This window comes from Pararoseomonas sp. SCSIO 73927, from assembly GCF_037040815.1.
Taxonomy (GTDB): domain Bacteria; phylum Pseudomonadota; class Alphaproteobacteria; order Acetobacterales; family Acetobacteraceae; genus Roseomonas.
The window spans coordinates 4,977,567-5,002,780 of the sequence record NZ_CP146232.1 but is presented as its reverse complement, the minus strand read 5'-3'; the positions used below and the strand labels follow the sequence as shown (position 1 = coordinate 5,002,780).

The window sequence follows — 25,214 nt, the reverse complement described above, 5'->3', positions numbered from 1 at the left end:
AAGGGGTGGCGACGCATTTCCCAGCCATACCGGACCGCTGGGGTCTGGTATCCAGATCACTGGTCCGGACATCACCGTGCTTCGCCTGTCCAAACTCGCGGATTACGCGGTCGTCCTCCTCGCCCGGCTGGGTGGAGAGGGTGGGCTGCACACCGCCCCGTCCCTCTCCGCCGCAACCGGCATCGCCGAGCCGACGGTGGCAAAGGTGCTCCGCATCCTTTCCCAGGCCGGGCTCGTCGAGGCGCAGCGCGGGGCGCGGGGCGGGCACCGGTCGGCGCGGCCGATCGCTGCCATCAGCCTCGCCGAGGTGGTGGTGGCGATGGACGGCCCGATCGCCCTGACCGCCTGCGTGGACGGTGGCTCCGGTGGCTGCGAGGCGGAGGGGCACTGCCCCATCCATGGCCGCTGGAATCCCGTGAACGAGGCGGTGCGCGCCGCGCTCTCCGCCGTGACCATCGCCGACCTGGCCCGGCCTTCCTGCGCGGAGGCCCATCGCCGCGCTCCCGTTTCCCCCACCGCCAATCTGGCGGCCGAGTAAGGGATCTGACATGCCCGCCGTCGAAGAGACCCTCGATACCGTCCGGGACGCCACGCAGGGCGCCTACAAGTGGGGGTTCGAGACCGATATCGAGATGGAGTTCGCCCCCAAGGGGCTGAACGAGGACATCGTCCGCTTCATCTCCGCCAAGAAGAACGAGCCCGGGTGGCTGCTGGACTGGCGGCTGCGCGCCTTCGAGGCCTGGAAGGGCATGGAGGAGCCGCGCTGGCCCGCCGTGACCTATCCGCCGATCGACTACCAGGACGCCTACTACTACGCGGCGCCGAAGCAGAAGGTCGCGCCCAAGTCCCTGGACGAGGTCGATCCGGAGCTGCTGAAGACCTACGCCAAGCTCGGCATCCCGCTGAAGGAGCAGGCGATCCTGGCCGGCGTGGAGGGCGCGGGCGAGAGCCCGTCTGACGGGCGCCTGCCGGTGGCGATCGATGCGGTCTTCGACAGCGTCTCCGTCGCGACGACCTACAAGGGCCGGCTGGAGAAGGAGGGGATCATCTTCTGCTCCATCTCCGAGGCGGTGCAGAATCACCCGGAGCTGGTGCGGAAGTACCTGGGCACCGTGGTGCCGCACACCGACAACTTCTACGCGGCGCTGAACAGCGCGGTCTTCACGGATGGCAGCTTCGTCTACATCCCCAAGGGCGTGCGCTGCCCGATGGAGCTCTCCACCTATTTCCGCATCAACGCGAAGAGCACGGGGCAGTTCGAGCGCACCCTGATCATCGCGGACGAGGCCTCGACCGTCTCCTACCTCGAGGGCTGCACGGCGCCGCAGCGCGACGAGAACCAGCTGCACGCGGCGGTGGTGGAGCTCGTCGCCATGGACGACGCCTCCATCAAGTACAGCACGGTGCAGAACTGGTACCCGGGCGACGAGAACGGGAAGGGCGGCATCTACAACTTCGTCACCAAGCGCGCGGCCTGCCGCGGCAAGCGCAGCAAGGTGAGCTGGACGCAGGTGGAGACGGGTTCCGCCATTACCTGGAAGTACCCGTCCTGCATCCTGCAGGGCGAGGAGTCGGTGGGCGAGTTCTACTCGGTGGCGATCACCAACAACCACCAGCAGGCCGATACCGGCACGAAGATGATCCATCTGGGCAAGAACACGCGCAGCACGATCGTCTCCAAGGGCATCTCGGCGGGCAAGGGGCAGAACACCTATCGCGGCCTGGTGCGGATCAGCCCGAAGGCGACGAACGCGCGCAACTTCACCCAGTGCGACAGCCTGCTGATCGGCGATCTCTGCGGGGCGCATACCGTGCCCTACATCGAGAACCGCTGCATGACGGCCAAGACCGAGCACGAGGCGACGACGAGCCGCATTGCGGAGGACCAGCTGTTCTACTGCCGGCAGCGCGGGCTGTCGCAGGAGGATGCGGTGGGCCTGATCGTCAACGGCTTCTGCCGCGAGGTGCTGAAGGAGCTGCCGATGGAGTTCGCGGTCGAGGCGCAGAAGCTGCTGCAGATCAGCCTGGAAGGGAGCGTCGGGTAAGCCCGGCGCGGAGAGTAGAGACATGCTGCGTATCGAGAACCTGACGGCCGAGGTCGAGGGCAAGGCGATCCTCAAGGGCGTGAACCTTGAGGTGCCGGACGGCGAGGTGCACGCCATCATGGGGCCGAACGGCGCGGGCAAGTCCACGCTGTCCTACGCCCTGTCCGGGCGCGAGGGCTACGAGATCACCGGCGGTTCCGTGACCCTGAACGGCCAGGACCTGCTGGAGATGGAGCCGGAGGAGCGCGCGGCCGCCGGCCTGTTCCTCGCATTCCAGTACCCGGTGGAACTGCCCGGCGTGGGCAATGCCAATTTCCTGCGCACCGCGCTGAACGCCATCCGCCGCACCCGCGGGGAGCCGGAGGTGGATGCGATGCAGTTCCTGAAGCTGGCGCGCGCCCGCATGAAGGAGCTGTCCATGCCGGAGGACATGCTGAAGCGCGGCGTCAATGTCGGCTTCTCCGGCGGCGAGAAGAAGCGGAACGAGATCCTGCAGATGGCGCTGCTGGAGCCGAAGATCGCCATCCTCGACGAGACGGATAGTGGGCTGGACATCGACGCGCTGAAGATCGTGTCCGACGGCGTGAACGCCATGCGCGGGCCGAACTTCTCCGCCCTGGTGATCACCCACTACCAGCGCCTGCTGAACCATATCGTGCCGGACCGGGTGCACGTGCTGGCCGATGGCCGCATCGTCACTTCCGGCGGGCCGGAGCTGGCCCATCGCCTGGAGGCCGAGGGCTATGCCGGCGTCCTGGGCGAGGCCGCCTGAGGGGAATGCGATGAACAGCGTTTCCCCTGCCGGCAACGCGGCCGCCTTCCTGCACCGCTACGCGGGGCTGGCGGAGCGCCTGCCCGGCGCCGAGATCCCGGCGGTGCGCGCGCTGCGCGACGCGGCCGCCGAGACGCTGACGGCGGCCGGGCTGCCGAGCCGCCGCTTGGAGGCCTGGCGCTACACCGACCTGGCCCCGATGCTGCGCGCGGAGTTCCGCGAGGCGCTGACGCCGGTGGACGAGGCGGTGGCGCTGCCGACCGCGCGGGCGGATCGGCGGGCCGTGTTCGTGGACGGGCGGTTCCGGGCCGACCTGTCCTTCCTGGACGGGCTGGTCGCGGGCTCGCTCGCCGAGGTGATCGGGACGGTGGCGCCGCGGCTGAACAGCGTGGCTTCTGCCTCCCAGCCGATGGTGACGCTGAACACGTTGCTGTTCGAGGACGGGCTGGTGCTGGAGGTGCCGGAGGGCGCCGATGCCGGACGGGTGGAGCTGCTCTCCCTCGTCTCCGGTGAGACGGCGGCCACCGTGCACCCGCGCCACCTTATCCGCCTCGCGCGCGGGGCACGGCTGGTGCTGCTGGAGACGGCGGCCTCGCCCTCCGGCTCCGCGCACCTGCACAACCCGGTCTTCGAGATCGAGGTGGCCGAGGATGCCGTGCTGACGCATGTCCGCGTCCAGCGGGAGGCGGAGAGCGCCTACCACCTCGCCCATCTCGGCGTGCGGGTGGCAGAAGGCGGCACCTATGACGGCTTCGTCCTGAACGCCGGCGGGAAGATCAGCCGCAGCGAGACGCACCTCGCGCTGCTCGGGCCGCGCGCGACGGCGCACCTGAACGGCGCGCAGCTGGTGGCCGAGGGGCAGCTGGCCGACACGACGACGGCGCTGGACCATGCGGCGCCGAACTGCGCCAGCCGGCAGACGGTGAAGACGGTGCTGGCCGGGCGCGCGCGCGGCGTGTTCCAGGGCAAGATCCTGGTGCGGCGCGAGGCGCAGAAGACCGACGGCTACCAGATGAACCAGGCCCTCCTGCTGAGCGAGGAGGCGGAGATCGACAGCAAGCCGCAGCTGGAGATCTACGCGGACGACGTGAAGTGCAGCCACGGCGCTACGGCCGGCGCGCTGGACGAGGACAGCCTCTTCTATCTCCGGTCCCGCGGCATCCCCGCCGATGCGGCCCGCGCCATGCTGGTGCGCGCTTTCCTGCAGGAGGCGGTGGAGGTCGTGGAGGACGAGGCGGCGCGCGAGGCCTTGGACGAGGCTGTGGCGGGCTGGTGGGCGCAGCACGGGGAGGCCGCGTGATGGATGGCAGCGTGCGGCCCCCCTCTGCGAAGCAGGCGCTGGACGTGCAGCGGGTCCGGCAGGATTTCCCGATCCTGTCCACCAAGGTGCACGGGAAGCCGCTGGTGTTCCTGGATTCCGGGGCCTCCGCGCAGAAGCCGCGCGCGGTGATCGACGCCATGCGCGAGATGTTCGAGACGAGCTACGCGAACGTCCACCGTGGCGCCTATCAGCTGAGCGAGGCCTCCACCGCCGCCTACGAGGCCGCGCGCGGGGCCGTGGCGCGCTTCCTGAACGCGGGCGACGCGCGCGAGGTGGTGTTCACCTACAACTCCACCTCCGCGATCAACCTCGTGGCCCATTCCTTCGGGCGCGGGGTGCTGAAGCCTGGGCAGGCGGTGCTGGTCTCGGAGATGGAGCACCACGCTAACTTTGTGCCCTGGCAGATGCTGGCGCAGGACCACGGGATCGAGCTGCGGATCGCGGACGTGACCGAGGCCGGCGAGCTGGACATGGCCGACCTGGAGGCCAAGCTGGCCGACGGGAAGGTCGGGCTCGTCGCCGTCACCCACATGTCGAACGTGCTGGGCACCGTGACGCCCGCCGCGCGCATCGCGGCGCTGGCCCATGCGCACGGTGCCAAGGTGCTGTTCGACGGGTCTCAGGCGGTGGTCCACCGGCGCGTGGACGTGCGGGCGCTGGATGCCGACTTCTACGTCTTCACCGGCCACAAGCTGTACGGCCCGACGGGCATCGGCGTTCTGTGGGGCCGGATGGAGCTGCTGGACGCCATGCCGCCCTTCCTCGGCGGCGGCGACATGATCTCCGAGGTGACGCGGGAGGGATTCCGCCCCGCCCCGGTGCCGGCGAAGTTCGAGGCGGGCACGCCGCCGATCGTGGAGGCGGTGGGGCTGCACGCGGCGATCGACTACGTGACCGCGATCGGGATGGACGCCATCGAGGCGCATGAGCGCGCCCTGGTGGACCATGCGATGGCGAAGCTGTCCGTCATCGAGGACCTGACGCTAATCGGGCACGCGCAGGACCGCGGCGGGGTCTTCTCCTTCGCGCTCGGCAACGCGCACGCGCACGACCTTTCCACCCTGCTAGACCGCGTGGGAATCGCGGTGCGCGCCGGGCGGCACTGCGCGGAACCGCTGCACGTCCGGATCGGGCATGACAGCACCTGCCGCGCCTCCTTCGGCGTTTACACGACCCATGAGGAAGTCGATTTCCTGGCGGAGGCGCTGACCTCCGCGCGGAGGTTCTTCGCCTGATGTTCGACGACCTGCGCGACCTCTATCAGGAGGTCATCTTGGACCACGGGCGCAAGCCCCGGAATTTCCGGCGGCTGGAAACGCCCGACCTCTCCGCGCGCGGGGACAACCCGATGTGCGGCGACCGGATCGAGCTGTTCCTTGGCATGGAGGATGATCGCATCGCGGACGCCGCCTTCCAGGGGCGGGGCTGCGCCATTTCCACCGCCAGCGCCTCGCTGATGACGGAGACGGTCCGGGGCAAGACGACGGCCGAGGCACGGGATCTCGCGGCGCATTTCCGCGAGATGGCGATGACCGGCACCTGCCCGGATTGCGGCACGGCGCTGGAGGAGGAGATGGACCGGCTTCAGGCCCTCTCCGGCGTGCACGAATTCCCGAGCCGGGTGAAGTGCGCGACGCTGGCCTGGCACACCCTCAACACCGCCCTCGACGGCGGGAAGGAGGCTTCGAGTGAGTGAGTCCGCAGCGAACGGGGGCACGACCCACGAGGCCTGGTCCCCCGAGGGTCCGATCCCGGCGACGCGGGTGAGCGAGGTCGCGGTGCTGGACGCGCTGAAGACCGTGTTCGACCCGGAGATCCCCGTCGACATCTACGAGCTCGGCCTGATCTACGCCGTGGAGATCGGGGACGACGGGGCGGTGAAGGTGGACATGACCCTCACCACCCCCTCCTGCCCCTCCGCGCAGGAACTGCCGAGCATGGTGGAGGAAGCGGTGAAGGGCGTGCCCAACGTCACCTCCGTGGCGGTGGAGGTGGTGTGGGATCCGCCTTGGGACCCGTCCCGCATGAGCGAGGACGCGAAGCTGGCCCTGAACGTGTATTGATGGAGGCGGTGATGGGAACGACCACGACCGAGGCCCCGAAGGCTCGCCGGGCCCTGCCGCCGCTGATGACGCTGACCGACGCGGCGGCGGAGCGGCTTCGCGCGATGTATGAGAAGGGCGACGGCAGGAAGCTCCTGCGCGTGGCCGTCTCCACCAAGGGCTGCTCCGGCATGTCCTACCAGATGGAGTTCGTCGATGCCGCCGGGCCGGGCGACGAGACGGTGACGGACAAGGGCGTGACGGTGCTGGTGGACCGCAAGGCCACCCTGTTCTTGATCGGGACGGTGATGGACTACGAGAGGAAGGCCATGTCGGCCGGCTTCACCTTCACCAACCCGAACGAGAAGGGCCGCTGCGGCTGCGGCGAGAGCTTCCACGTGTGAGATGGCCGTCCGTCACCGCGTCGGTGGGCAGGGCGGGCCCTTGCTTGTCGCGCCTTGCCGAGGTGAAAGGCGGGTGGCGCAATTGCCGCCCGCCGCAGCAAGCTAACCAATCATTCCGGTGACTGACAGCCGGGCCCTCAGCTCGTCCACCAGGACGCGCTTGTTCTCGGAATAGTCGATCGGAACCGCGATGAGGTGCACGCCGCCGGCCTGGAAGGCGGCCTCCAGCGTCGGGACCAGCTCCTCCGTCGTCGCGACGCGATGCCCCCTGGCACCGTAGGCCTCGGCGTAGCGGACGAAGTCCGGGTTGCCGAAGGTCATGCCGAAGTCGGGGAAATCGTCCACGGACTGCTTCCAACGGATCATGCCGTAGGCGCCGTCCTCCAGCACCAGCACCACCAGGTTGAGGCCGAGCCGGACGGCCGTCTCCATCTCCTGGCTGTTCATCATGAAGCCGCCATCCCCGCAGACCGCGAGCACCCGGCGTCCCGGGTTCAGCATCGCCGCCATCATCGCCGAGGGAAGGCCGGCGCCCATCGTGGCCAGCGCGTTGTCCAGCAGCAGAGTGTTGGCCACCGTGGTCCGGTAGTTCCGGGCGAACCAGATCTTGTACATGCCGTTGTCGAGGGCGACGATCCCGTCCTCCGGCATCACCCGGCGGACATCGCGCACCAGGCGCTGCGGCGTCGGCGGGAAGCGCCCTTCCTCGGCACGGTCCGCGATCCGGGCGAGGATGCCCTCGCGCAGCGGCAGCAGGGCCCCGGCGTTGGGGAGGCGGCCCTCCAGCCGGTCCGCCACCGCCTCGAGGCTCGGGCCGACATCGCCGACCACCTCGGCGTGCGGGAAGTAGACCTGCTCGACATGGGCCGGCGTGTAGGAGAGGTGAATCACCTTGGGACCGTTCGGACCCATGAGGAAGGGCGGCTTCTCCACCGTGTCGTGGCCGATGGCGATGATGAGGTCGGCGCGCTCGATCGCCTCGTGCACGTAGTCGCGCTCGGACAGCGCGGCGGTGCCCATGTAGAGGTTGGAGCCGGCGGGAAGGGTGCCCTTGCCCATCTGCGTCGTGAAGAAGGGGATGCGGGTGCGGTGGACAAAGCCCGCCAGCCCCTGCGTGGCGCGCGGGCGGCTCGTCGCCGCGCCGAGCATCACGAGCGGCCGCTCGGCGGCCAGGATCATCGCGGCGGCCCGGTCCAGCGCGGCGGGATGTGCCACGGGGATCTCGATCGGGTGCGGCGGGATCAGCGGCGGCGCGGGTTCGATCTCCTCTCCCGCCACGTCCTCCGGCAACTCCAGGTGCACCGGCCCCGGCCGCTCCTCCTGCGCCACGCGGAAGGCGTCCCGGACCAGGGTGGGGATGGTGGCGGGGGAGACGATCTGCCGGGTGAGCTTGGTGAGGGGCCGCATGGCGGCGACCGTGTCCACGATCTGGAAGCCCGCCTGCCGGCTGCTCATGATCCCCTTCTGGCCGGTGATCATGACCATCGGCATGGCGCCGAGCTGCGCGTAGGCGGCACCGGTGACGAGGTTCAGCGCACCGGGGCCGAGGGTGGCGAGGCATACTCCCGGCCGCCCGGTCAGGCGGCCGTGGGTGGCGGCCATGAAGGCGGCCGGCTGCTCGTGCCGGGTCAGGACGAGCTCGATCCTGGACTTCCGGAGGGACTCCAGGACGTCCAGGTTCTCCTCCCCCGGCACCCCGAAGATCCGGTCCACTCCCTCGTTCTCGAGGGCCGCGACCAGCAGGTCAGAGGCCTTGGTCATCGCGTGCTCTCCTCCGATGTGCCGCACGCGTCCCGGCGCGGTGCGGCAGCATCGGCGGACCAGGCGCTGCGCGCCACCCTCCCGGTGCCCGGCAAGGGCGGGAAAGCCGTGGAACTCGGCCGGGTCGCCGCCGCGGGCGCGCCTCTACATGGCCCGCCCCACCACGGCGACCGCGATGAGGTGTTCCTGCCCCGTGCGGTCCGGGCCTACTGCTGCCACGGGGTCCTTTCCCAGATTCCGCGGTAACGGGCCTCCTGGGCGGGCATCTGCGCCTCCCACTCGGCACCGGGCAGGTAGGCCATCGCGAGCTCGAGTTGCCGGGCCTTTTCCGCCCATTCCGGCCGGCCGACCACGCTGGCGACGGCCCCTTGCAGCCGGAGGGCGATCTCGTCCGGCACGCCGCGGGGCGCGCCGATGCCGCGCTCGCTGGTCATGACCACGTCGTGGCCCTCCTCGCGGAAGGTCGGCACGTTCGGCATGAGGTCCCAGCGATGCGTTCCCATGCCCGCCAGCGGGCGCAACGGGGGCGCGTCCTGGCCGAGCATGCCAATCTCGCCGAGGTTCAGCCCGGCCACGTCGATGTGGCGCGCCAGCACGGCGTTCTTCACCAGACCCGCCCCTGCATAGGGCGCGTGGATGAACTCGGTGCCCGTGGCCGCCTGGAACAGCGTGAGGCCGAGATGGTCGTCGGTGCCGACCCCCGAGGAACCCACGCTGATCTGCCCGGGACGCCGCTTCGCGTCCGCGATGAGATCGGCGAGGGTCCGGTACGGCGAATCCCGGTGCACGACGAACGCGCTGGGGTCGTCCACCAGGCGGGCGATGGCCCGGATCCGCGTCCGGTCGTAGCGCACGCGGCGCTCGATCGGGACGGAGAGATAGCCCGGCGTGTTCAGGCCGCCGATCGTGAAGCCGTCCGGCCGTGCGGCCTGGAGCAGCGCGTAGGCCGTCTCTCCGCCCGCGCCGGGGCGGTTGCTGATGACGAAGTTCGAGCCGGGCAGCTCCGCCGCGAGGGCCTGGGCCAGGGCGCGCAGCATCACGTCGGTACCGCCGCCGGGCGCGAAGCCGACGATGATCTCGATCGGCCGGCCCGCCGGCCAGGCGGGCTGCGCCAGGGCGGGGCGGGCGAGCGGCGCGGCGACGAGCGCCGCTCCGGCCCACAGAAGGCCGCGGCGGCCCATGCCTGTGTCTTGGGTCACGGTTGATTCCTCTTCCTTGTTGACGCTCTGCCGCTCAGGCCGCCCTTGCCGGCAGCACCGATCCGCTGCCTCGCGCCTCCCGGATGGCAGCGAGCAGGGCTTGGGCGGGATGGCGGAGCGCGACGCCATCCAGTCGCTTGACTTGGGACCGGCAGGAATAGCCGGTCGCCAGGAGGTCCTCGCCCGCCGCGACGTGCCGCTTCCAGCTCAGGCCGTAGAGGTGCTCCGACATGGCGCGGTGCTCGGCCTCGTGGCCGTAGGTGCCGGCCATCCCGCAGCATCCCGCCGCGACGACCTCGAGCGACAGACCGTGCCTGGCGAAGGCGGCCCGCCACTCGCGCGGCGAGGACGCGGCGTTGGTGCGCTCCGTGCAGTGCAGGAGCAGGCGGAAGGTCCCCGGCGCCGCCCGTGGCGCATCGCCCTCCCGCTGCGCCAGCCACTCCTGCAGCAGCAGGACGGCAGGGGCCTCCACACCGGCGTCCCGGTACTCCGCCCGGTAGGTCAGCGTCATCGACGGGTCGATCCCGACGAGCGGAACCCCCGTGCCCGCCAGCTCCTCCAGCATCGCCGCGTTTGCCTCCGCCGCCCGGCCGAAGGCGCCGAGGAAGCCGTGGACATGGAGAGGCTTCCCGTTCGGCCGGAAAGGCGCGACCCAGGGCCGGGCGCCGAGCGCCAGCATCAGGTCCAGCACATCGAGCAGCAGCCGGGTCTCGTTGAAGCTCGTGAAGGCGTCCTGGACGAGGACCACGGAGCGGTCGCGCTCGGCGGCCGGCAGGTCCCGAAGCGATCCTGGTGCGGCAAGCGCGACGCCGCGGGCGGCGAGCTCCGCCGGGAGGTCGATGCCGGAGATGGGCGGGCTGTCCACGAGGCCGAGGGCACGCAGCACGGCGCGGCCCGGGGCGCTGCCGACCGCGGCGTTGTAGAGGCGGGGGAACCGCGCCGCGCGGGGCAGGGCGCGCTCCACCTCGGCGACGAGGTGGTGGCGCAGGGGGCGCAGGTAGCGGCCGTGGTAGAGCTCGAGGAACCTCGCCCGGAACCCCGGCACGTCCACCTTGATCGGGCACCCGCCGGTGCAGGACTTACAGGCGAGGCAGCCATCCATCGCCTCCTTCACGGCGTGGGAGAAGTCGGCCTCACCGCGCCGGACCAGCGTGTTCCGCAGGCGGGCGAGGAAACCGCGCAGGGGCGGGGCGGCGCGCAGGGCGCGGGCCTCCTCCACCGGATCCACCCCGGCCTCGCTCAGCCGCCGAAGCCATTCCCGCACCAGCATCGCCCGGCCCTTGGGGGAGTGCCGCCGTTCCCGCGTGCCCTTCCAGGAGGGGCACATCGCCGTGTCTGTGTCCCAGTCGAAGCAGACGCCGTTGCCGTTGCAGTGCATCGCGGTGTCGTAGGGGGCGCGCACCGCCTCGGGGATCGTGCGATCCGCCGCGCCGCGGGTCGGCACGCCGTCCACCCGCATCAGGCCCCCGCCCTCGGGCGGTGTCGCGATCTTGCCGGGGTTGAGCTGGTTATGAGGGTCGAAGGCGCCCTTCACCGCCTGCAGCAGCGGGTAGAGCGGGCCGAAGAAGCGCGGGGAATACTCGGAGCGCACGCCCTTGCCGTGCTCGCCCCAGAGCAGGCCGCCATAGCGCTGCGTGAGGGCCGCGACGGCGTCGGAGACCTCGCGGATCAGCCGCTCCTGCGCGGGGTCCTTCATGTCGATGGCGGGGCGGACGTGCAGCACGCCCGCATCGGCGTGCCCGAACATGCCGTAGTCCAGCCCGGCGCCGTCCAGCAGCGCGCGGAACTCGGCGATGTAGTCGGCCAGGCGCTCTGGCGGGACGGCGGTGTCCTCGACGAAGGCGATGGGGCGCCGCTCGCCCGCCATGTTGCCGAGCAGGCCGACCGCGCGCTTGCGCATGTCCCAGACGGCGCCAACCGCCGCCTCGCCGCGGGCCACCGTGTAGCCCAGGCGAGGCCCGGCGAAGCCCTCCGCGTCCAGCATCGCGGTCAGGCGCCCGAGCGAGGCCTCGACGGCGGCCGGCGCGTCGCCCACGAACTCCACCAGCAGCACGCCCCGGACCGGGCGCCCGGCCTCCTCGGGGAAGAAGGCGCGCACGCTCTCCCAGACGATGTCCCGCTGCGCCAGGGCCAGGACCTTGCTGTCCACGGTCTCGACAGAGGCCGCGCCGAAGGCCATCAGCGCGCCCGCGTCGCGCAGCGCCGCGTCGAAACCCGCGTAGCGCAGGTTCACCAGCGCGACGTGCTTCGGGATCGGCAGGATGTTGAGCGTGGCCTCCGTCACCACGCCGAGCGTCCCCTCGGCGCCGCAGATCACGCTGTTCAGGTCGAAGCGGCCGGCGGAGTCCCGGATGTGGGCGAGGTCGTAGCCGGTGAGGCAGCGATTCAGCTTCGGGAAGCCCGCCTCGATCTCCCCCGCGTGCTCGCGCCTGACGGTGTCCACCGCCCGGTGCACGGCGCCCACCCGGTCCGTCCGGCGCTGGATGGCGCGGAGCGCCTCCTCCTCAAGCGGGGCGGATTCCCAGGCCGTCCCGTCGGTCAGGACGGTGGTGAGGCCCAGCACGTGGTCCCGCGTCTTGCCGTAGAGGCAGGAGCCCTGGCCGGAGGCGTCGGTCGAGATCATCCCGCCAATCGTCGCGCGGTTCGAGGTGGAGAGCTCCGGCGCGAAGAACAGGCCATGCGGCGCCAGCGCGGCGTTGAGCTGGTCCTTCACCACGCCCGCCTGCACGCGCACGCGCCGCCCCGCCGGGTCGATCTCCAGGATGCGGTTCATGTGGCGGGACAGGTCGAGCACGATGCCCGACGTCAGCGACTGGCCGTTCGTGCCCGTGCCGCCGCCTCGCGGGGCCAGCACCACCCCGCGGAACCGCTCCTCCGCCAGGAGGCGCATGGCCCGGGAAACGTCCGCCGTGTCGCGCGGGAAGAGCACGGCCTGGGGCGGCACGCGGTAGATGGAGTTGTCGGTGGCGAAGACCATCCGGTCCGCGTCGCCGGACGACATCTCGCCCATGAACCCGGCCGCCCGCAGCGCGGCCAGGAAGGCGCGGGTGAGCGCCTCCGGCGGAGGCGCCTCGGGGATGCGCGGGATCATGACCGTCTCCCTTCGCCCCTCAGACCGCCTGGACGGGATCGGCGGGAAGCCCGCCCGGCACGACCACCGCCCCTTCCAGCGCGGGCAGGCGCCCGGCCAGCACGGCGATGATGCTCTCCGCCGCGCCGCAGGCCATGCCGGTCGCGCCGCGGGGCGTGTTGGCGGCCAGGTGAGGGGTCGGCACCACGCGCGGGTGGGTGCGGAAGGGGCTGTCGGCCTCCAGCGGCTCCTTCGCGAAGACGTCCACCCCCGCCCAGCTCAGCCCGCCGGAATCGAGCGCCGCCAGCAGCGCGTCCTGGTCCACGATGCCGCCGCGCGCGGTGTGGACAAGGACGGCGCCCCTGGGCAGCAGCGCCAACTCCCGCGCCCCGATCAGACCGCGCGTCTCCGGCTCCAGCGGGCAGTGAAGGGAGAGCACTTCGGAGCGGGGAAGGAGTTCATCCAGGCTCCCCACGCGCTCGCCCGGCCCGGGCAGGCCGTTCCCGGGAAGGTAGGGATCGTAGGCGAGCACGCGCATACCGAAGGCGGACGCCATGCGCGCCACCTTGGAGCCGATCGCGCCGTAGCCGACGAGGCCGAGCGTCATGCCGTCCATGTCGCGGGTCATGCGCGAGGTCTTCTCCCAGAGCCCCTCGCGCATGCCGGCGGTGACGGAGGGCAGGTCCTTCAGCACTGTCAGCATCAGCGCCATCGCGTGCTCCGCGACCGAGCGGGAGTTCGCGCCCGCCGCGCGCGTCACGGTCAGGCCGCGGGCGCGGGCGGCAGGGATGTCGATCCCGTCGATCCCCGCGCCGTGGCGGGCGACAAGGCGCAGGTCCGGCGCCGCGGCGTCCATCACCGCGCCGTTGATGATGCCCTGGCGGTGCAGGATCGCCACCGGCCGGTACTCCCGGATGGCGCCGAGCAGCTCGTCCTCGCCCGGGTAGCCGCTGGTGCAACGGACGGCGTAGCCCGCCTCCTCCAGCATCGTGACGGCCTCCGCCGCAAGCCAGGCGGCGGAGACGAGGACGTTGGGGCGCGTGTCGGAATCGGTCATGGATCGGCCTTGGGGTGAGGAGGGGAGGGCGCTCTACTCGAGCCCGTCGCAGCCCAGCTTGCGGAGGGAGGCGTCCACCCAGGACGCGTCGTGGGTGCCGGCCAGGATGTTGGGCATCTGCCTCTCCTCCGCGGCCTGCTTCGCGGATGCGGCGGCGTGGACCGCCTCCGCCTCGTCGATCGCCACGCAGAGCAGGCCGTCATCATCGCCGAGGACGAGGTCGCCCGGCGCGATCACCATGCCATCGAGCGCGACGGGCGCGTTGATCTCGCCCGGGCCGTCCTTGTAGGGGCCGCGATGCGTGACGCCGGCGGCGAAGACCGGGAAGCCCTGCGCGCGGATCGCCGCGCTGTCCCGGATGGCGCCGTTGATCACGATCCCGGCGAGGCCCTTCCTGACCATCTGCGCCAGCATCAGCTCACCGATGAGGGCGTTGGTCAGGTCGCCGCCCGCATCCACCACGATGACGTCGCCAGGCGCCGCCAGCGCGATCGCCTTGTGGATCATCAGGTTGTCGCCGGGGCGCGTGCGCACCGTCAGGGCGGGGCCGGCAAGGACGCTGCCGGGGGCGTGCATCGGCCGCAGCCGCGCGCCGCCAGCGCTCATCCGCGCCATCACGTCGCTGACATTGGCGACGGGCAGGTCGCGGAAGCGCGCAACGAGGGCGGCGTCGACCTGTCGGGTGCGCCGATGGATGCGGAAGCCGATCGCCACGGCCGTCCTCCCGGATGCGGCGCCGTTCCGCGCCGGATTGTTGACACCGGTTCTTCCCCGGTGCCAGAACGGCCAGCGGAAAATGCAACGGCGTTTCGAAATAGCCGAACGGGAAGAGGAAGCGCAAGTGTCCTGCTATCAGACCCAGTCCATCGCCCGGCGCACCCTTCTTGGGGCCGGGCTTGCCGCGCCCTTCGCCGGGCTGGCCCGCCCCGCCCTCGCACAAGGGGAATATCCGTCCCGCCCGGTCCGGGTGATCGTGCCCTGGGCGCCAGGCGGGGCCGTGGACACGCTGGCGCGCCGGATCGCCCAGAAGCTGACGGACGCGATGGGGCAGAGCTTCGTGGTGGAGAACAAGTCCGGCGCCACCGGCACGATCGGCGCGGGCGAGGCGGCGCGGGCGGTGCCGGACGGCTACACCCTGCTGGCGATGGACAACACCTACGCCATGCTGCCCTACCTGTTCAGCCGGCTGCCCTTCGACCAGGCGACGGCCTTCCAGCCGATCAGCGTCACCGCCTTCTCGCCGATCCTTCTCGCGGTCGGGGAGAGGTCGCCCTACCGCGACCTCGCCTCCCTCGTCGCCGCGGCGAAGAAGGACCCGGAGAAGCTGACCTACGGCACGGGCAGCACGGGCAGCGCCCCGCATTTCGCGACCCTCGCCTTTCAGCGCGCGGCGGGGGTGAGCCTCTACCACGTGCCCTATCGCGGTGCCGGAGAGGCGGTGATCGGCGTGCTCTCGGGCAACGTGGATCTCGTGATGATCTCGCCCGGCTCGGCGCTGGGGAACATCCGCGGCGGGCAGCTTCGTCCGCTGGCCATCAGCGGGGATCACCGCGCGGCCGCCCTTCCCGACGTGCCGACCTTTCGCGAGGCCGGGCTGCCGGGCTACAGCGTGATCAACTGGTCGGGCCTCGCCGCCCCGAAGGGCACGCCGGCCGCGATCGTGGAGCGGCTGCACGGGGAGATGGCCCGCGCGCTGGAGGCGCAGGACATGAGGACGTTCATCGCCGAGCTCGGCTCCGAGCCGGGCGGCATCACCCCGGGCGCCTTCTCGCAACTGCTGGCCGAGGAGGCCGCGCGCTGGCGCGAGGTCGCGGCCTCCGGCGGCATTGAGCGGCAGTAGGGGTGCGGGGATGAGCTTCTTCGCCCCGCCGCCGCGCATCGAAACCGAGGTCTTCACGCGCCTGCCCGACCGCTTCCGCAACGCGCGACGGACTGCCTGGAGCGACGCCAACCGCGCCGGCAAGCCCGTGGACAGCTTCCTCGAGGGGCCTTCCTTCGACCGGCAGGGGCGGCTCTACGTCACCGACATCCCCTTCGGCCGCGTCTTCCGCGTCTCGCCCGAGGGGGAGTGGGAGCAGGTGGCCGAGTATGACGGCTGGCCGAACGGGCTGAAGATCCACCGGGACGGGCGCATCTTCATCACGGACTACAAGCGCGGGATCATGCTGCTGGACCCGCAGAGCGGCAGCGTCACGCCCTTCCTCGAGACGGCGCGCTCGGAGAGCTTCAAGGGCGTCAACGACCTCGTTTTCGGGCCCTCGGGCGAGATGTACTTCACCGATCAGGGCCAGACCGGGCTGCAGGACCCGACCGGGCGGGTGTACCGCCTGGGCACCGATGGACGGCTCGACATCCTGATCGACACGATCCCCAGCCCCAACGGAATCGTGGTGGCGCCGGACGCCTCCTTCCTATTAGTGGCGGTGACGCGGGCCAACCAGATCTGGCGCCTGCCGCTGCACGCGGATGGCAGCGTGACGAAGGCGAGCATCTTCTGCCACCTCCATGGCGGCCCGAGCGGGCCGGACGGGATGGCGCTGGATGAGGAGGGCTGCCTGCTGGTCGCCCATGCCGGCTTCGGCACCGCCTGGCGCCTCTCGCCCCGGGCCGAGCCGCTGGCGCGCATCGCCTCCTGCGCCGGCTGGTCCACCACGAACCTTGCCTTCCGGCCCGGCACGGCCGAGCTCTTCATCACGGAGTCCGAGACGGGCAGCATCCTGCGCGCGACCCTTCCGGCCCCGGGAATGGCCCTGTACTCTCACGCCTGAAGGGGTGGACTGCTCCATGAGGCAGGATCGGCAGGCTGTCGGTGCGGGGATGACCGGTTCCTCCCGCGCCAAGCCATCACTGGAGGGCGTGGCATCGGCCGGGCGGGCCCTGACGGTGCTCTCGGCCTTCCGCAAGGGCGACGATGCCGTGTCCCTGGCCGAGCTGGCCGAGCGCACGGGGCTGGTGAAGAGCACCATCATGCGTCTCGCGCTGACGCTGGAGGAGCACGGCTACATCGTCGGCCTGCCGGATGGCTCCTACCGGCTGGGGGCGGAGCTGTTCCGCCTGGGCTCCCTCTACCAGCAGAGCTTCCGGGTGGAGGCGCATGTGATGCCGTCGCTGGAGGCCCTGGTTTCCGAGACAGGCGAGAGCGCGGCCTTCTACGTGCGCGACCGGCAGAGCCGCCTCTGCCTCTTTCGCGCGGACTCCCCGCACCCGCTCCGCCTGCACGTACGGCAGGGCGACCGCCTGCCCATGGACGGGTCGTCCATCGCCCAGGTCCTTCGCCTGTTCGGCGCCGTGCCGCTTCCGCCCGAGGCCGCGGGGACGGCGATCCCGTTCTACACGGCGGCCGCCAACGATCCGCATTCCTCCAGCATGGCGGCGCCCGTCTTCGGGCCGGGCCCCAACTTCGCCGGCGCGCTGTGCCTCACGGGGCCGATCACGCGCTTCACGCGCGAGGCGGCGGATGCGGCAGCGCCGGTCCTCCTCCGCGTCGCGGCGGAGCTGACGCGGAGCATGGGCGGAACGCTGCTCCCCGGCGCCCTGTCCCGCACCCCTGCCTAGCGCCCCACATCCTCCGGGCGGGCGGTGGGCGGGACCTCCGCACGGCCCTCAAGCCTGTCCCGGTGGAGCGCGGCGCGGCCGAGCAGCATCAGCGTGACGGGCGTGGTGACGACGACGAGAAGAGCGATCAGCACCTCGTGGATCACCAGCCGGCTCTGCAGGGCCGAGAAGAAGATCATGGAGCCCAGCAGCACGCAGCCCATCCCGCAGGAGGTGCCGATGGTCGGCGCGTGCAGGCGCTCGTAGAAGGTCTTCAGACTCACCAGGCCGAAGGCGCCGGCCAGGGACAGGCCGGATCCCAGGAGGAGGAGCAGCGCGACCGGGACGGCGATCCAGATCGGCAGGTCGGAGGCGTGGCTCACTCGATCACCTCGCCGCGCATCAGGAACTTGGCCAGGGCGGCCGTGCTGACGAAGCCCAGCAGCGCGACGACGAGGGCGACCTCGAAGTAGAGGTCGGTGCCGGAGCGGATGCCGAAGGTCAGCAGCAGCAGCATGCCGTTGACGTACAGGGCATCCAGCCCGACCACGCGGTCCTGCGCCCGCGGCCCGCGCGCCACGCGCCACGCGCAGAGGATGAAGGCCACGCCCAGCATGATCTGCGCGGCGAGAAGCGAGAGGTGCAGCACGGCCTGGCTCATTGGAACATCTCCATCAGCGGCGCCTCGTAGCGATCCTTGACGATCCGGACCCAGGCCTCCTCGTCGATGAGGTCCAGGACGTGCAGCAGCAGCCAGCCCTCCTCCTCCTCGTACTCCACCCAGGCCGTGCCGGGGGTCGCGGTGAGGATCACGGCGAGGATGGCGAGGGCCTGCGGGTCGCGCAGCGCCAGGCGGATGCGGATGAAGCCGGCGCGCCGGTCCTTCCGCCGGAGCAGGATGACCTGCGCCACGCCAAGGTTGGAGCGGATCACATCGGCCGCGACGTTCCCCAGCAGGCGCAGGGCCGCGCCCGGCCGGCCCAGCCGGGTCCGCCCGGGCTGCAGCACGGCCAGCGCCCAGCCGCCCAGCAGGGCCACCGCGGCGCCGACCAGCGCCGGGCCGGGCATGACCGTCCGCTGCATCAGCATCCACATGACGAAGAGCCCCGCCGAGAGCAGGGGGTGCGGCAGGAGCCCTCTCATCGGCTGTCTCCCGTCACGCCGCGCACATAATCCTGCGGCGCGTGCAGCGAGGTGGCGGCGGCCTGCATGTAGCGCGTCACCGGTCCCGCCGCCGCGGTCATGGCGACGCAGAGGCCGATCAGGAGCAGCACCGGCGCGATCTCCGCCATGCCGACCATCGGCACGCTCCGCTCCGTGGCCCAGAGGCTGCGGATGCCCGCGCGCGCCATGGCCAGCACGGTGGCGAAGCCGGACAGCACGAGCGCGGCCAGGAGGGCCCAGCCGGAGATCGGAAGCCCGGCGGGCCCGCTGCCCAGCCCATCCGGGTTCAGGATGCCGGAGAGCATGGCGAACTTGCCGATGAAGCCGGAGAGCGGCGGCAGCCCGGCCAGGACCAGCGCGCAGCACAGGAAGGAGACGCCGAGGATCGCCATGGTGGCGGGGATGGACTCGCCGCTCTCCTCGTCCTCGTGCTCGTCGTCCTCGTCGCCGTCGCCGAAGGCCTCGAGCGTAACGGCCAACACGTCGGCACCGATCTCGCGCCCGCGCTCCAGCAGCTCGATCAGCAGGAACAGCGCGCCGATCGCGAGCGCCGAGCTGGCGAGGTAGATCAGCGCCCCGCCCGTGACTGCGACCTGCCCCGCGCCGACCGCCGCGAGCAGGGTGCCCGAGGAGATGAGCACGCAGGCCCCGGCGAGGCGCGACAGGTCCTGCGTGGCGAGGACGGAGACGGCGCCGAAGCCGATCGTCATGATACCGCCCGCGAGCAGGAAGGTGTTGCCGAACCCGGCGGAGCCCCCGGCATCCGCCCCGAACAGCAGGAGGGAGAGGCGCAGCACGGCGTAAACGCCGACCTTGCTCATCAGGGAGAAGATCGCGGCGGCGGGCGGGCTCGCGGCGGCGTAGGTTGGGCCGAGCCAGAAGCCCAGCGGCCACATGGCCGCCTTCACCAGGAAGGCGGTGCCGAGGATCGCCGCGCCCGCCTCCAGCAGCGGGCGGTCCTCCGCCGGCATCTGCGGGATGCGGGCGGCGAGATCCGCCATGTTCAGCGTGCCGGCCACGCCGTAGATCATGGAGACGCCGATGAGGAAGAGCAGCGAGGCGGCGAGGTTGATGGAGATGTAGTGCAGCCCCGCCTTCACGCGCGCGACGCCGGAACCGTGCAGCGCGAGGCCGTAGGAGGCGGCCAGGAGCACCTCGAAGAAGACGAAGAGGTTGAACAGGTCCCCCGTGAGGAAGGCGCCGTTGAGGCCCATGAGCTGGAACTGGAACAGCGGGTGGAAGTGCGATCCCACCCGCTGCCAGCGCGTGAGGGAGAAGAGCAGGGCGGAGAAGCCCAGCACCGCCGTCAGCACCAGCATCAGCGCCGCCAGCCGGTCCGCCACCAGCACGATGCCGAAGGTGGCTGGCCAATTGCCCAGGCGATAGACGGTGACGATCCCGTCCCCGGCATGGGCCTGCCAGGCCAGCGCCGCGGCGATCGGTATCAGCGCCAGCGCCGAGATCACGCCGAGCGCCGCGCGCAGCCGGCCGCGCTGGTCCTCCATCGGGATCATGAGGGCGCCCGCCAGGAGCGGCACGATGATCGGCAGGACCGCCAGGTGCTGCATCCAGCCGCTCACCGCCCCGGCCCCCTTCCGTCCACGTGGTCGCCGCCGGTCAGGCCGCGCGCGGCCAGCATGACGACGAGGAAGAGCGCCGTGGTGGCGAAGCCGATGACGATGGCGGTCAGCACCAGGGATTGCGGCAGCGGATCCGCGAAGGCGGCGGGGTCGCCGGAGGTGCCGGGCTCCAGGATCGGCGGCCGGCCCACGGGGAAGCGCCCCATGCTGAAGATGAACAGGTTCACGGCGTAGGAGAGCAGCGAGAGCCCGATGATGAGCTGGAAGGTGCGCGGCCGCATCAGCAGCCACACGCCGGAGCCGCCGAGCACGCCGATGGAGAGGGCAAGGATGAGTTCCATCAGTCGTCTCCGGCGATGGCGGGGGCCGGCGGCGCGCGCTCCGGACGGATGCGGCGCGCCGGCTTGGGGCTGCGGACGGACTGGTGCGCGATGGCGATGAGCATCAGCACCGTGGCCCCGAAGACGAGGGCGAAGACGCCGAGATCGAACAGCACCGCGCTGGCCACCGGCAGTTTCCCCAGCCAGCCAAGATCCGCGTAGGCGAAGTAGGAGGTGAGGAAGGGCCGCCCCGCGACCAGGGCGGCGGCGCCCGTGCCGGCCGCCAGCAGCAGCCCGCCCCCCATCCAGCGCAGCGGGCGCACCCGCAGGTGGTCATCCACCCAGCGCGTGCCGGCGGCCATGTACTGCAGCAGGATGGCGACCGACATCATCAGCCCCGCGGCGAAGCCGCCGCCGGGCAGGTCGTGCCCGCGCAGCAGCAGGAAGATCGCGACGGTCAGGATCACCGGGAACATCAACCGCATGATGGCGCCGGGCACCAGAAGCCAGTTCCCGTCGCCGCCCCTCTGCTGGTCCGGCACGCCGATGCTCTCGGGCGCCGGGCGGAAGCGCCGCAGCAGGGCGAAGACGGTCAGCGCCACGATGCCGAGCACGGTGATCTCGCCCAGCGTGTCGAAGCCGCGGAAATCCACGAGGATGACGTTCACCACGTTGGTGCCGCCGCCCTCCGTGTAGGCGCGCTCCAGGAAGTGGCGGGAGATGCCGTCGGGCGAGGGCCGCGTCATCGTGGCGTAGGAGATGGCGGTCAGCCCCGCGCCGGCCGCGACGGCGATGACGAAGTCGCGCGCGCGGCGCAGGCGCGGCAGCAGGGCGCGGGACGCGTTCTCGAACTCCAGCCGCTTGGGCAGCCAGCGCAGGCCGAGCAGCATCAGCACCGTCGTCACCACCTCCACCAGCAGCTGGGTCAGCGCCAGGTCGGGGGCGGAGAACCAGATGAAGGTGAGGCAGGTGGCCAGCCCCGCGCCGCCGAGCATGATCAGCGCCGCCAGCCGGTGATACTTGGCCTGGTAGGCGGCGCCGACGGCGCAGCCCGCCCCCACCAGCCAGATCAGCGCCACCACCGGGTCCACACCCGTCAGCGTCACCGCGCCCAGCCGGAGCCCGTGGGGCATCAGGGCCAGTGCCCCGGCCAGGAAGGCGGCGCAGACCATCAGGCGCAGCTGCATCTGCAGCCGGCTCGTCCCCAGCAGCCGCTCCAGGGTGCGGGCGAAGCGCCAGGAGAGGAAGACCATGGTGCGGTCGAAGATGCGGCGGCCATCCAGGCGGCGCATCAGCGGCGTGCCTTCCACTCCGGCGGCGAAGTGGCGCTGCAGCAGGCGGTAGAGCAGCACGCCGAGCATCAGGGCAAAGAGGCTCAGCACCAGCGGCAGGTTGAAGCCGTGCCACACCGCCAGGCTGTACTCCGGCGTGCCGGCCCCCAGCACCGAGCGGACGGCGACGTCGAGATAGGGCCCGATGGTGGCGGCCGGCAGGATGCCCACGACCATGCAGAGGAAGACCAGCACCTCCACTGGCACGCGCATCCACTGCGGTGGCTCGTGCGGGGTGCGGGGCAGGTCGTCCGTGTCCGGGCCAAAGAAGGCACCGTGGATGAAGCGCAGCGAGTAGGCCACGGCCAGCACGCTGGCCACCAACGCCGCGATCGGCAGCACGCTGTGCAGCAGGGTGGGGGCGGAGGCGGCGGTCAGCGCCTCCGTGAAGAACATCTCCTTGGAGATGAAGCCGTTCAGCAGCGGCACGCCCGCCATGGCGGCGGCGGCCACCAGCGCCAGCCGCGCGGTGAAGGGCATGGAACGGTTGAGGCCGGACAGGCGCCGGATGTCGCGCGTGCCCGTCTCGTGGTCGATGATGCCGGCGGCCATGAAGAGCGAGGCCTTGAAGGTCGCGTGGTTCATGGTGTGGAAGACCGCGGCCACCAGGGCCAGCGGGCTGTTCAGGCCTAGCAGCAGGGTGATGAGCCCGAGATGGCTGATGGTGGAATAGGCCAGAAGGCCCTTCAGATCGTGCTGGAAGATCGCGACGTAGGCACCCAGCAGCAGGGTCACCATGCCGCAGGTGCTGACAATCCAGAACCACTCCTCCGTGCCGGCCAGGGCAGGCCAGAGCCGGGCCATGAGGAAGATGCCGGCCTTCACCAGCGTGGCGGAGTGCAGGTAGGCCGAGACCGGGGTGGGCGCCGCCATCGCCTGCGGCAACCAGAAGTGGAAGGGGAACTGCGCGCTCTTCGTCAGGGCGCCCAGCAGGATCAGCACCAGCGCGGGGGTGTAGAGCGGGTGGGCGCGGATGATGTCGCCCGCCGCCAGCACGCGGTCCAGGTCGTAGGACCCGGTGATGTGGCCCAGCAGCAGCACGCCCGCGAAGAGCGCGAGCCCGCCGCCCGCCGTGACCGTGAGCGCGATGCGCGCCCCGTCCCGCGCCGCGGCCGATCCCTGCCAGTAGCCGATGAGCAGGAACGAGAAGAGGCTGGTCAGCTCCCAGAAGAAGACGAGCTGGATGAGGTTGCCCGAGAGCACCAGCCCCATCATCGAGCCCATGAAGAAGAGCAGGAAGGAGAAGAAGCGCGGGATCGGGTCGTCCGGCGACATGTAGTAGCGCGCGTAGAGCACGACGAGGAAGCCGATCCCCGCGACCATGGCGGCGAAGACCAGGGCCAGGCCGTCCGCGCGCAGGACGAGGGTGAGGCCGAGCTCCGGCACCCAGGGCAGCTCCAGCCGCGGCACCTCACCTCCGGACACGGCGAGCCAGAGCGCCCAGACGGTCGCGAGCGTCAGCAGCGCCACGCCGCCGGCCAGCCAGGACTCCAGCTGGCGTCCATTGCGCGGGAGCAGCGCGGTGACCAGCGCGCCGAGATAGGGAAGGCCGATGGCAGCCGAAAGGGCGAGGGCGTCGGGCACTGGGCGCCGTCCTTTCTCCGTGAGTCCAGGGGATGGGCCGTGCGGGCCCGCCGGGTTGCCTCCTCAGGGCTGCCTTCTCAGGGCCGCCCTGTCAGGATTACCCCTTCAGGGTTGGGCGTCGGGGTCGGCGTGGTCCATCGCCTGCAGCATCGCCAGTGCCTCGGCGGCGGAACCGGCCCCTCGCAACCGGCGCGGCAGCCCGTTGTCGCGCAGCGCGCGGCAGATGCCGGAGAGGGCGGGCAGGAAACCCTCGGGCGTAGATTCCGGCCAGAGGACGAGAAAGACGAGATCCACCGGCTCGCCGTCGCGGGCCTCGAAGTCGATCGGCTGCGTCAGCCGAGCCAGGATCGCCAGGGGCTCCTGCAGCCAGTCCAGCCGCGCGTGCGGCAGCGCGATGCCCCGCCCCAGCGCGGTGGACCCCAGCTTCTCCCGCGCCATCAGCGCGTGCAGGACGTCCTCCTCGGTATCCTCCTCCGGGCGCCCAAGGCGGCGGGCAGCCTCGGCCGCGAGCATGTCGAGGAGCTCGGCCTTGTTCGCAGGCCCGAGGCTCAGGATGCCATCGGGGGCGGGGAACAGGTCGGCGATCGCCATGGAACACTCCAGAAGTCACGGTCGCCAGGGCGGCGACCCAGATGCGGCACCTCGGTCCGGCCCCCTTCTAGCAGAAGCTGTCCGGCTCGACCCCTGCCGCACCTCCCATATGGGGAACGCGGCCGTCGCTGGCGGAAGATCACGCGGCGGCCAGTGATCCGGCCGACCTGGAGATGCTAACCGGAGCGACGCCGGCCGGCTGCGCCTGTTTCAGCCGCTGTTCCCAGCTGGACTGGCGGCATTGCCGGGCGCCTTCCGCCTCGGTGAACAGCGGCAATCTTGCCGCCGTCCGGAGGCGCACGGACCCTCAAACCATATCCCATCCCGTGCAACAAGTCTCGCGGAGCACGCGAGGCGGGAACCCGCAACACGCGAGCACCGCCCTTGCGCCGCGGAGAGGCCGGCCTGGCTTATCCGGCGGGGCGGCCCGCGCCGCCTTCCACCCTACAGCACGCTGGACCAGTCCGCGGGCAGGAGCCGGTAGCCGTTCCCTTCCTTCACCACCGTCCCGCGCGCCGGGAAGGGCCAGTGATAGGCGACACAGGGGGTGCGGTCCGCCGCCACGCGGTCGAAGACCTTGCGGCGGGTCGCCTCCGCCATCGTCGGGTCCATGTCGAAGACGAGGTGCCAGCCGGGATTGGCGAGGTTCAGCTCCGGCCGGTTGGTCAGGTCGCCCAGGATCATCAGAGATGCGGTACCATCCGTGAGCTGGAAGGACATGTGGCCGGGCGTGTGGCCGGGCGTGTCGATACCGCGGAGGCCCGGCAGGACCTCGGCGCCGTCGCCGATCCGCTCGATCCGCGAATCATAGGGCGCGAAGCGGCGGCGGACATTGGCGAAGGCCGGGCGCATGGCCTCCGGCGCGCGGGCCGCCTGACCCTCGTCCATCCAGAAGGCCCACTCCTTTTCCGGCACCACGACCCGGGCGCGCGGGAAGGCGGCGTTGCCGCTGCCGTCCAGCAGGCCGCCGATATGGTCGCCGTGGAAATGGGTGAAGGCGATGATGTCGATCGAGGCGGGGTCGATCCCCGCCGCGGAGAGGTTCGCCTGGAGCTGCCCGATCCGGCTGTCGGCCGCCGTCTGGGGGCCGTTGCCCGTGTCGAACATCACCGTGCCGCGCGCGGTGCGGACCACGGGGATGGTGAAGGGGATCGTGATCTGCGCGGGGTCCAGCCCCTGGGCGCGGAGGGAGGTGGTGACCTCCTCCGCCGAGGCGTTGCGGACGAAGCCCTGGGTCGGGTTGGGGCGGGCGCCCTGGCCGTCATGCACCATGGTGACGAGGGCGGTGCCGACGCGGAAGCGGTAGAAGCCGGGCGCCTGCGGCGGGGGCGGCGCGGCCGCCGGCGCGGTAGCCGCAGTCTGGGCCATCGCGGCCGGGATCAGGGCAGGGGCGGCGAGGCCGGCCGCAAGCAGCGCGCGTCGATCCATGGGTCCGGTTC

At 71.4% G+C, this 25,214-nt stretch carries 24 protein-coding genes; 11 read left to right on the top strand and 13 right to left on the bottom strand.

The window, feature by feature from the left end:
• The first annotated feature begins 76 nt into the window (after window positions 1–76).
• Genes VQH23_RS23625 through VQH23_RS23590 form a run of 8 tightly spaced genes read left to right on the top strand, consistent with a single transcriptional unit; the run spans window position 77 to window position 6,584 of the window.
• A complete protein-coding gene (locus VQH23_RS23625) occupies window positions 77–538 on the top strand; it encodes an Rrf2 family transcriptional regulator (RefSeq protein WP_338663114.1) in 462 nt (153 codons plus the stop codon).
• A 10-nt stretch (window positions 539–548) separates the two neighbouring features.
• Window positions 549–2,045 carry a Fe-S cluster assembly protein SufB gene (sufB, locus tag VQH23_RS23620; protein WP_338663113.1) on the top strand — a complete coding sequence of 499 codons (1,497 nt, stop codon included), beginning with the start codon at window positions 549–551 and terminating at the stop codon, window positions 2,043–2,045.
• A gap of 22 nt (window positions 2,046–2,067) precedes the next feature.
• On the top strand, window positions 2,068–2,817 hold the full coding sequence (gene sufC, locus VQH23_RS23615; protein WP_338663112.1) for a Fe-S cluster assembly ATPase SufC: 750 nt from the start codon (window positions 2,068–2,070) through the stop codon (window positions 2,815–2,817).
• 10 nt (window positions 2,818–2,827) lie between these two features.
• Entirely contained in the window at window positions 2,828–4,117 is a 1,290-nt protein-coding gene (sufD, locus tag VQH23_RS23610) for a Fe-S cluster assembly protein SufD (RefSeq protein ID WP_338663111.1), read from the top strand.
• Window positions 4,117–5,373: a SufS family cysteine desulfurase gene (locus VQH23_RS23605; RefSeq protein WP_338663110.1), complete on the top strand. Its 1,257-nt coding sequence runs from the start codon at window positions 4,117–4,119 to the stop codon at window positions 5,371–5,373. Before sufD ends, VQH23_RS23605 begins: the two co-directional genes overlap by 1 nt.
• Window positions 5,373–5,834: a Fe-S cluster assembly sulfur transfer protein SufU gene (gene sufU, locus VQH23_RS23600; RefSeq protein WP_338663109.1), complete on the top strand. Its 462-nt coding sequence runs from the start codon at window positions 5,373–5,375 to the stop codon at window positions 5,832–5,834. Before VQH23_RS23605 ends, sufU begins: the two co-directional genes overlap by 1 nt.
• Window positions 5,827–6,201 (top strand): SUF system Fe-S cluster assembly protein, encoded by a 375-nt coding sequence (locus tag VQH23_RS23595; RefSeq protein WP_338663108.1) that lies wholly within the window; start codon window positions 5,827–5,829, stop codon window positions 6,199–6,201. Before sufU ends, VQH23_RS23595 begins: the two co-directional genes overlap by 8 nt.
• 11 nt (window positions 6,202–6,212) lie before the next feature.
• Complete coding sequence (locus tag VQH23_RS23590; RefSeq protein WP_338663107.1) at window positions 6,213–6,584, top strand: iron-sulfur cluster assembly accessory protein; 372 nt, start codon at window positions 6,213–6,215, stop codon at window positions 6,582–6,584.
• Window positions 6,585–6,686: 102 nt separating this feature from the next.
• Here the strand turns inward: VQH23_RS23590 and VQH23_RS23585 are convergent, their stop codons facing one another.
• The 5 genes from VQH23_RS23585 to VQH23_RS23565 form a co-directional block, all read right to left on the bottom strand.
• Window positions 6,687–8,345: an acetolactate synthase large subunit gene (locus VQH23_RS23585; RefSeq protein ID WP_338663106.1), complete on the bottom strand. Its 1,659-nt coding sequence runs from the start codon at window positions 8,343–8,345 to the stop codon at window positions 6,687–6,689.
• Window positions 8,346–8,551: 206 nt separating this feature from the next.
• Window positions 8,552–9,544 (bottom strand): tripartite tricarboxylate transporter substrate binding protein, encoded by a 993-nt coding sequence (locus VQH23_RS23580; RefSeq protein ID WP_338663105.1) that lies wholly within the window; start codon window positions 9,542–9,544, stop codon window positions 8,552–8,554.
• Between the two features lie 34 nt (window positions 9,545–9,578).
• Window positions 9,579–12,635, bottom strand: a complete 3,057-nt coding sequence (locus VQH23_RS23575) for an FAD-binding and (Fe-S)-binding domain-containing protein (RefSeq protein WP_338663104.1) — start codon at window positions 12,633–12,635, stop codon at window positions 9,579–9,581.
• Window positions 12,636–12,654: 19 nt separating this feature from the next.
• Window positions 12,655–13,671, bottom strand: coding sequence for a hydroxyacid dehydrogenase (locus tag VQH23_RS23570; protein WP_338663103.1), 1,017 nt, complete (start codon window positions 13,669–13,671; stop codon window positions 12,655–12,657).
• Window positions 13,672–13,704: 33 nt separating this feature from the next.
• A complete protein-coding gene (locus VQH23_RS23565; RefSeq protein WP_338663102.1) occupies window positions 13,705–14,385 on the bottom strand; it encodes an RraA family protein in 681 nt (226 codons plus the stop codon).
• A gap of 127 nt (window positions 14,386–14,512) precedes the next feature.
• On the opposite strand from VQH23_RS23565, the gene VQH23_RS23560 reads away from it, so the two are divergent.
• The 3 genes from VQH23_RS23560 to VQH23_RS23550 are packed head-to-tail and all read left to right on the top strand — an operon-like array spanning window position 14,513 to window position 17,226.
• On the top strand, window positions 14,513–15,511 hold the full coding sequence (locus tag VQH23_RS23560) for a tripartite tricarboxylate transporter substrate binding protein (RefSeq protein WP_338663101.1): 999 nt from the start codon (window positions 14,513–14,515) through the stop codon (window positions 15,509–15,511).
• 10 nt (window positions 15,512–15,521) lie between these two features.
• Window positions 15,522–16,439: an SMP-30/gluconolactonase/LRE family protein gene (locus VQH23_RS23555; protein WP_338663100.1), complete on the top strand. Its 918-nt coding sequence runs from the start codon at window positions 15,522–15,524 to the stop codon at window positions 16,437–16,439.
• 16 nt (window positions 16,440–16,455) lie between these two features.
• On the top strand, window positions 16,456–17,226 hold the full coding sequence (locus tag VQH23_RS23550; protein WP_338663099.1) for an IclR family transcriptional regulator: 771 nt from the start codon (window positions 16,456–16,458) through the stop codon (window positions 17,224–17,226).
• Here VQH23_RS23550 and mnhG read toward each other — a convergent pair.
• From mnhG to VQH23_RS23510, 8 genes are all read right to left on the bottom strand, one after another.
• On the bottom strand, window positions 17,223–17,588 hold the full coding sequence (gene mnhG, locus VQH23_RS23545; RefSeq protein ID WP_338663098.1) for a monovalent cation/H(+) antiporter subunit G: 366 nt from the start codon (window positions 17,586–17,588) through the stop codon (window positions 17,223–17,225). The genes VQH23_RS23550 and mnhG overlap by 4 nt on opposite strands.
• On the bottom strand, window positions 17,585–17,866 hold the full coding sequence (locus tag VQH23_RS23540; RefSeq protein ID WP_338663097.1) for a K+/H+ antiporter subunit F: 282 nt from the start codon (window positions 17,864–17,866) through the stop codon (window positions 17,585–17,587). Before VQH23_RS23540 ends, mnhG begins: the two co-directional genes overlap by 4 nt.
• Window positions 17,863–18,348, bottom strand: coding sequence for a Na+/H+ antiporter subunit E (locus VQH23_RS23535; protein ID WP_338663096.1), 486 nt, complete (start codon window positions 18,346–18,348; stop codon window positions 17,863–17,865). The genes VQH23_RS23540 and VQH23_RS23535 overlap by 4 nt, the downstream gene beginning before the upstream one ends.
• Window positions 18,345–19,949: a monovalent cation/H+ antiporter subunit D gene (locus VQH23_RS23530; RefSeq protein ID WP_338663094.1), complete on the bottom strand. Its 1,605-nt coding sequence runs from the start codon at window positions 19,947–19,949 to the stop codon at window positions 18,345–18,347. Before VQH23_RS23530 ends, VQH23_RS23535 begins: the two co-directional genes overlap by 4 nt.
• Window positions 19,946–20,290: a Na+/H+ antiporter subunit C gene (locus tag VQH23_RS23525; RefSeq protein ID WP_338663093.1), complete on the bottom strand. Its 345-nt coding sequence runs from the start codon at window positions 20,288–20,290 to the stop codon at window positions 19,946–19,948. Before VQH23_RS23525 ends, VQH23_RS23530 begins: the two co-directional genes overlap by 4 nt.
• Entirely contained in the window at window positions 20,290–23,184 is a 2,895-nt protein-coding gene (locus VQH23_RS23520; protein WP_338663092.1) for a monovalent cation/H+ antiporter subunit A, read from the bottom strand. The genes VQH23_RS23525 and VQH23_RS23520 overlap by 1 nt, the downstream gene beginning before the upstream one ends.
• A 105-nt stretch (window positions 23,185–23,289) precedes the next feature.
• Complete coding sequence (locus VQH23_RS23515; protein ID WP_338663091.1) at window positions 23,290–23,775, bottom strand: PTS sugar transporter subunit IIA; 486 nt, start codon at window positions 23,773–23,775, stop codon at window positions 23,290–23,292.
• A 444-nt stretch (window positions 23,776–24,219) separates the two neighbouring features.
• A complete protein-coding gene (locus VQH23_RS23510; RefSeq protein WP_338663090.1) occupies window positions 24,220–25,203 on the bottom strand; it encodes an MBL fold metallo-hydrolase in 984 nt (327 codons plus the stop codon).
• Between the last annotated feature and the right edge of the window lie 11 nt (window positions 25,204–25,214).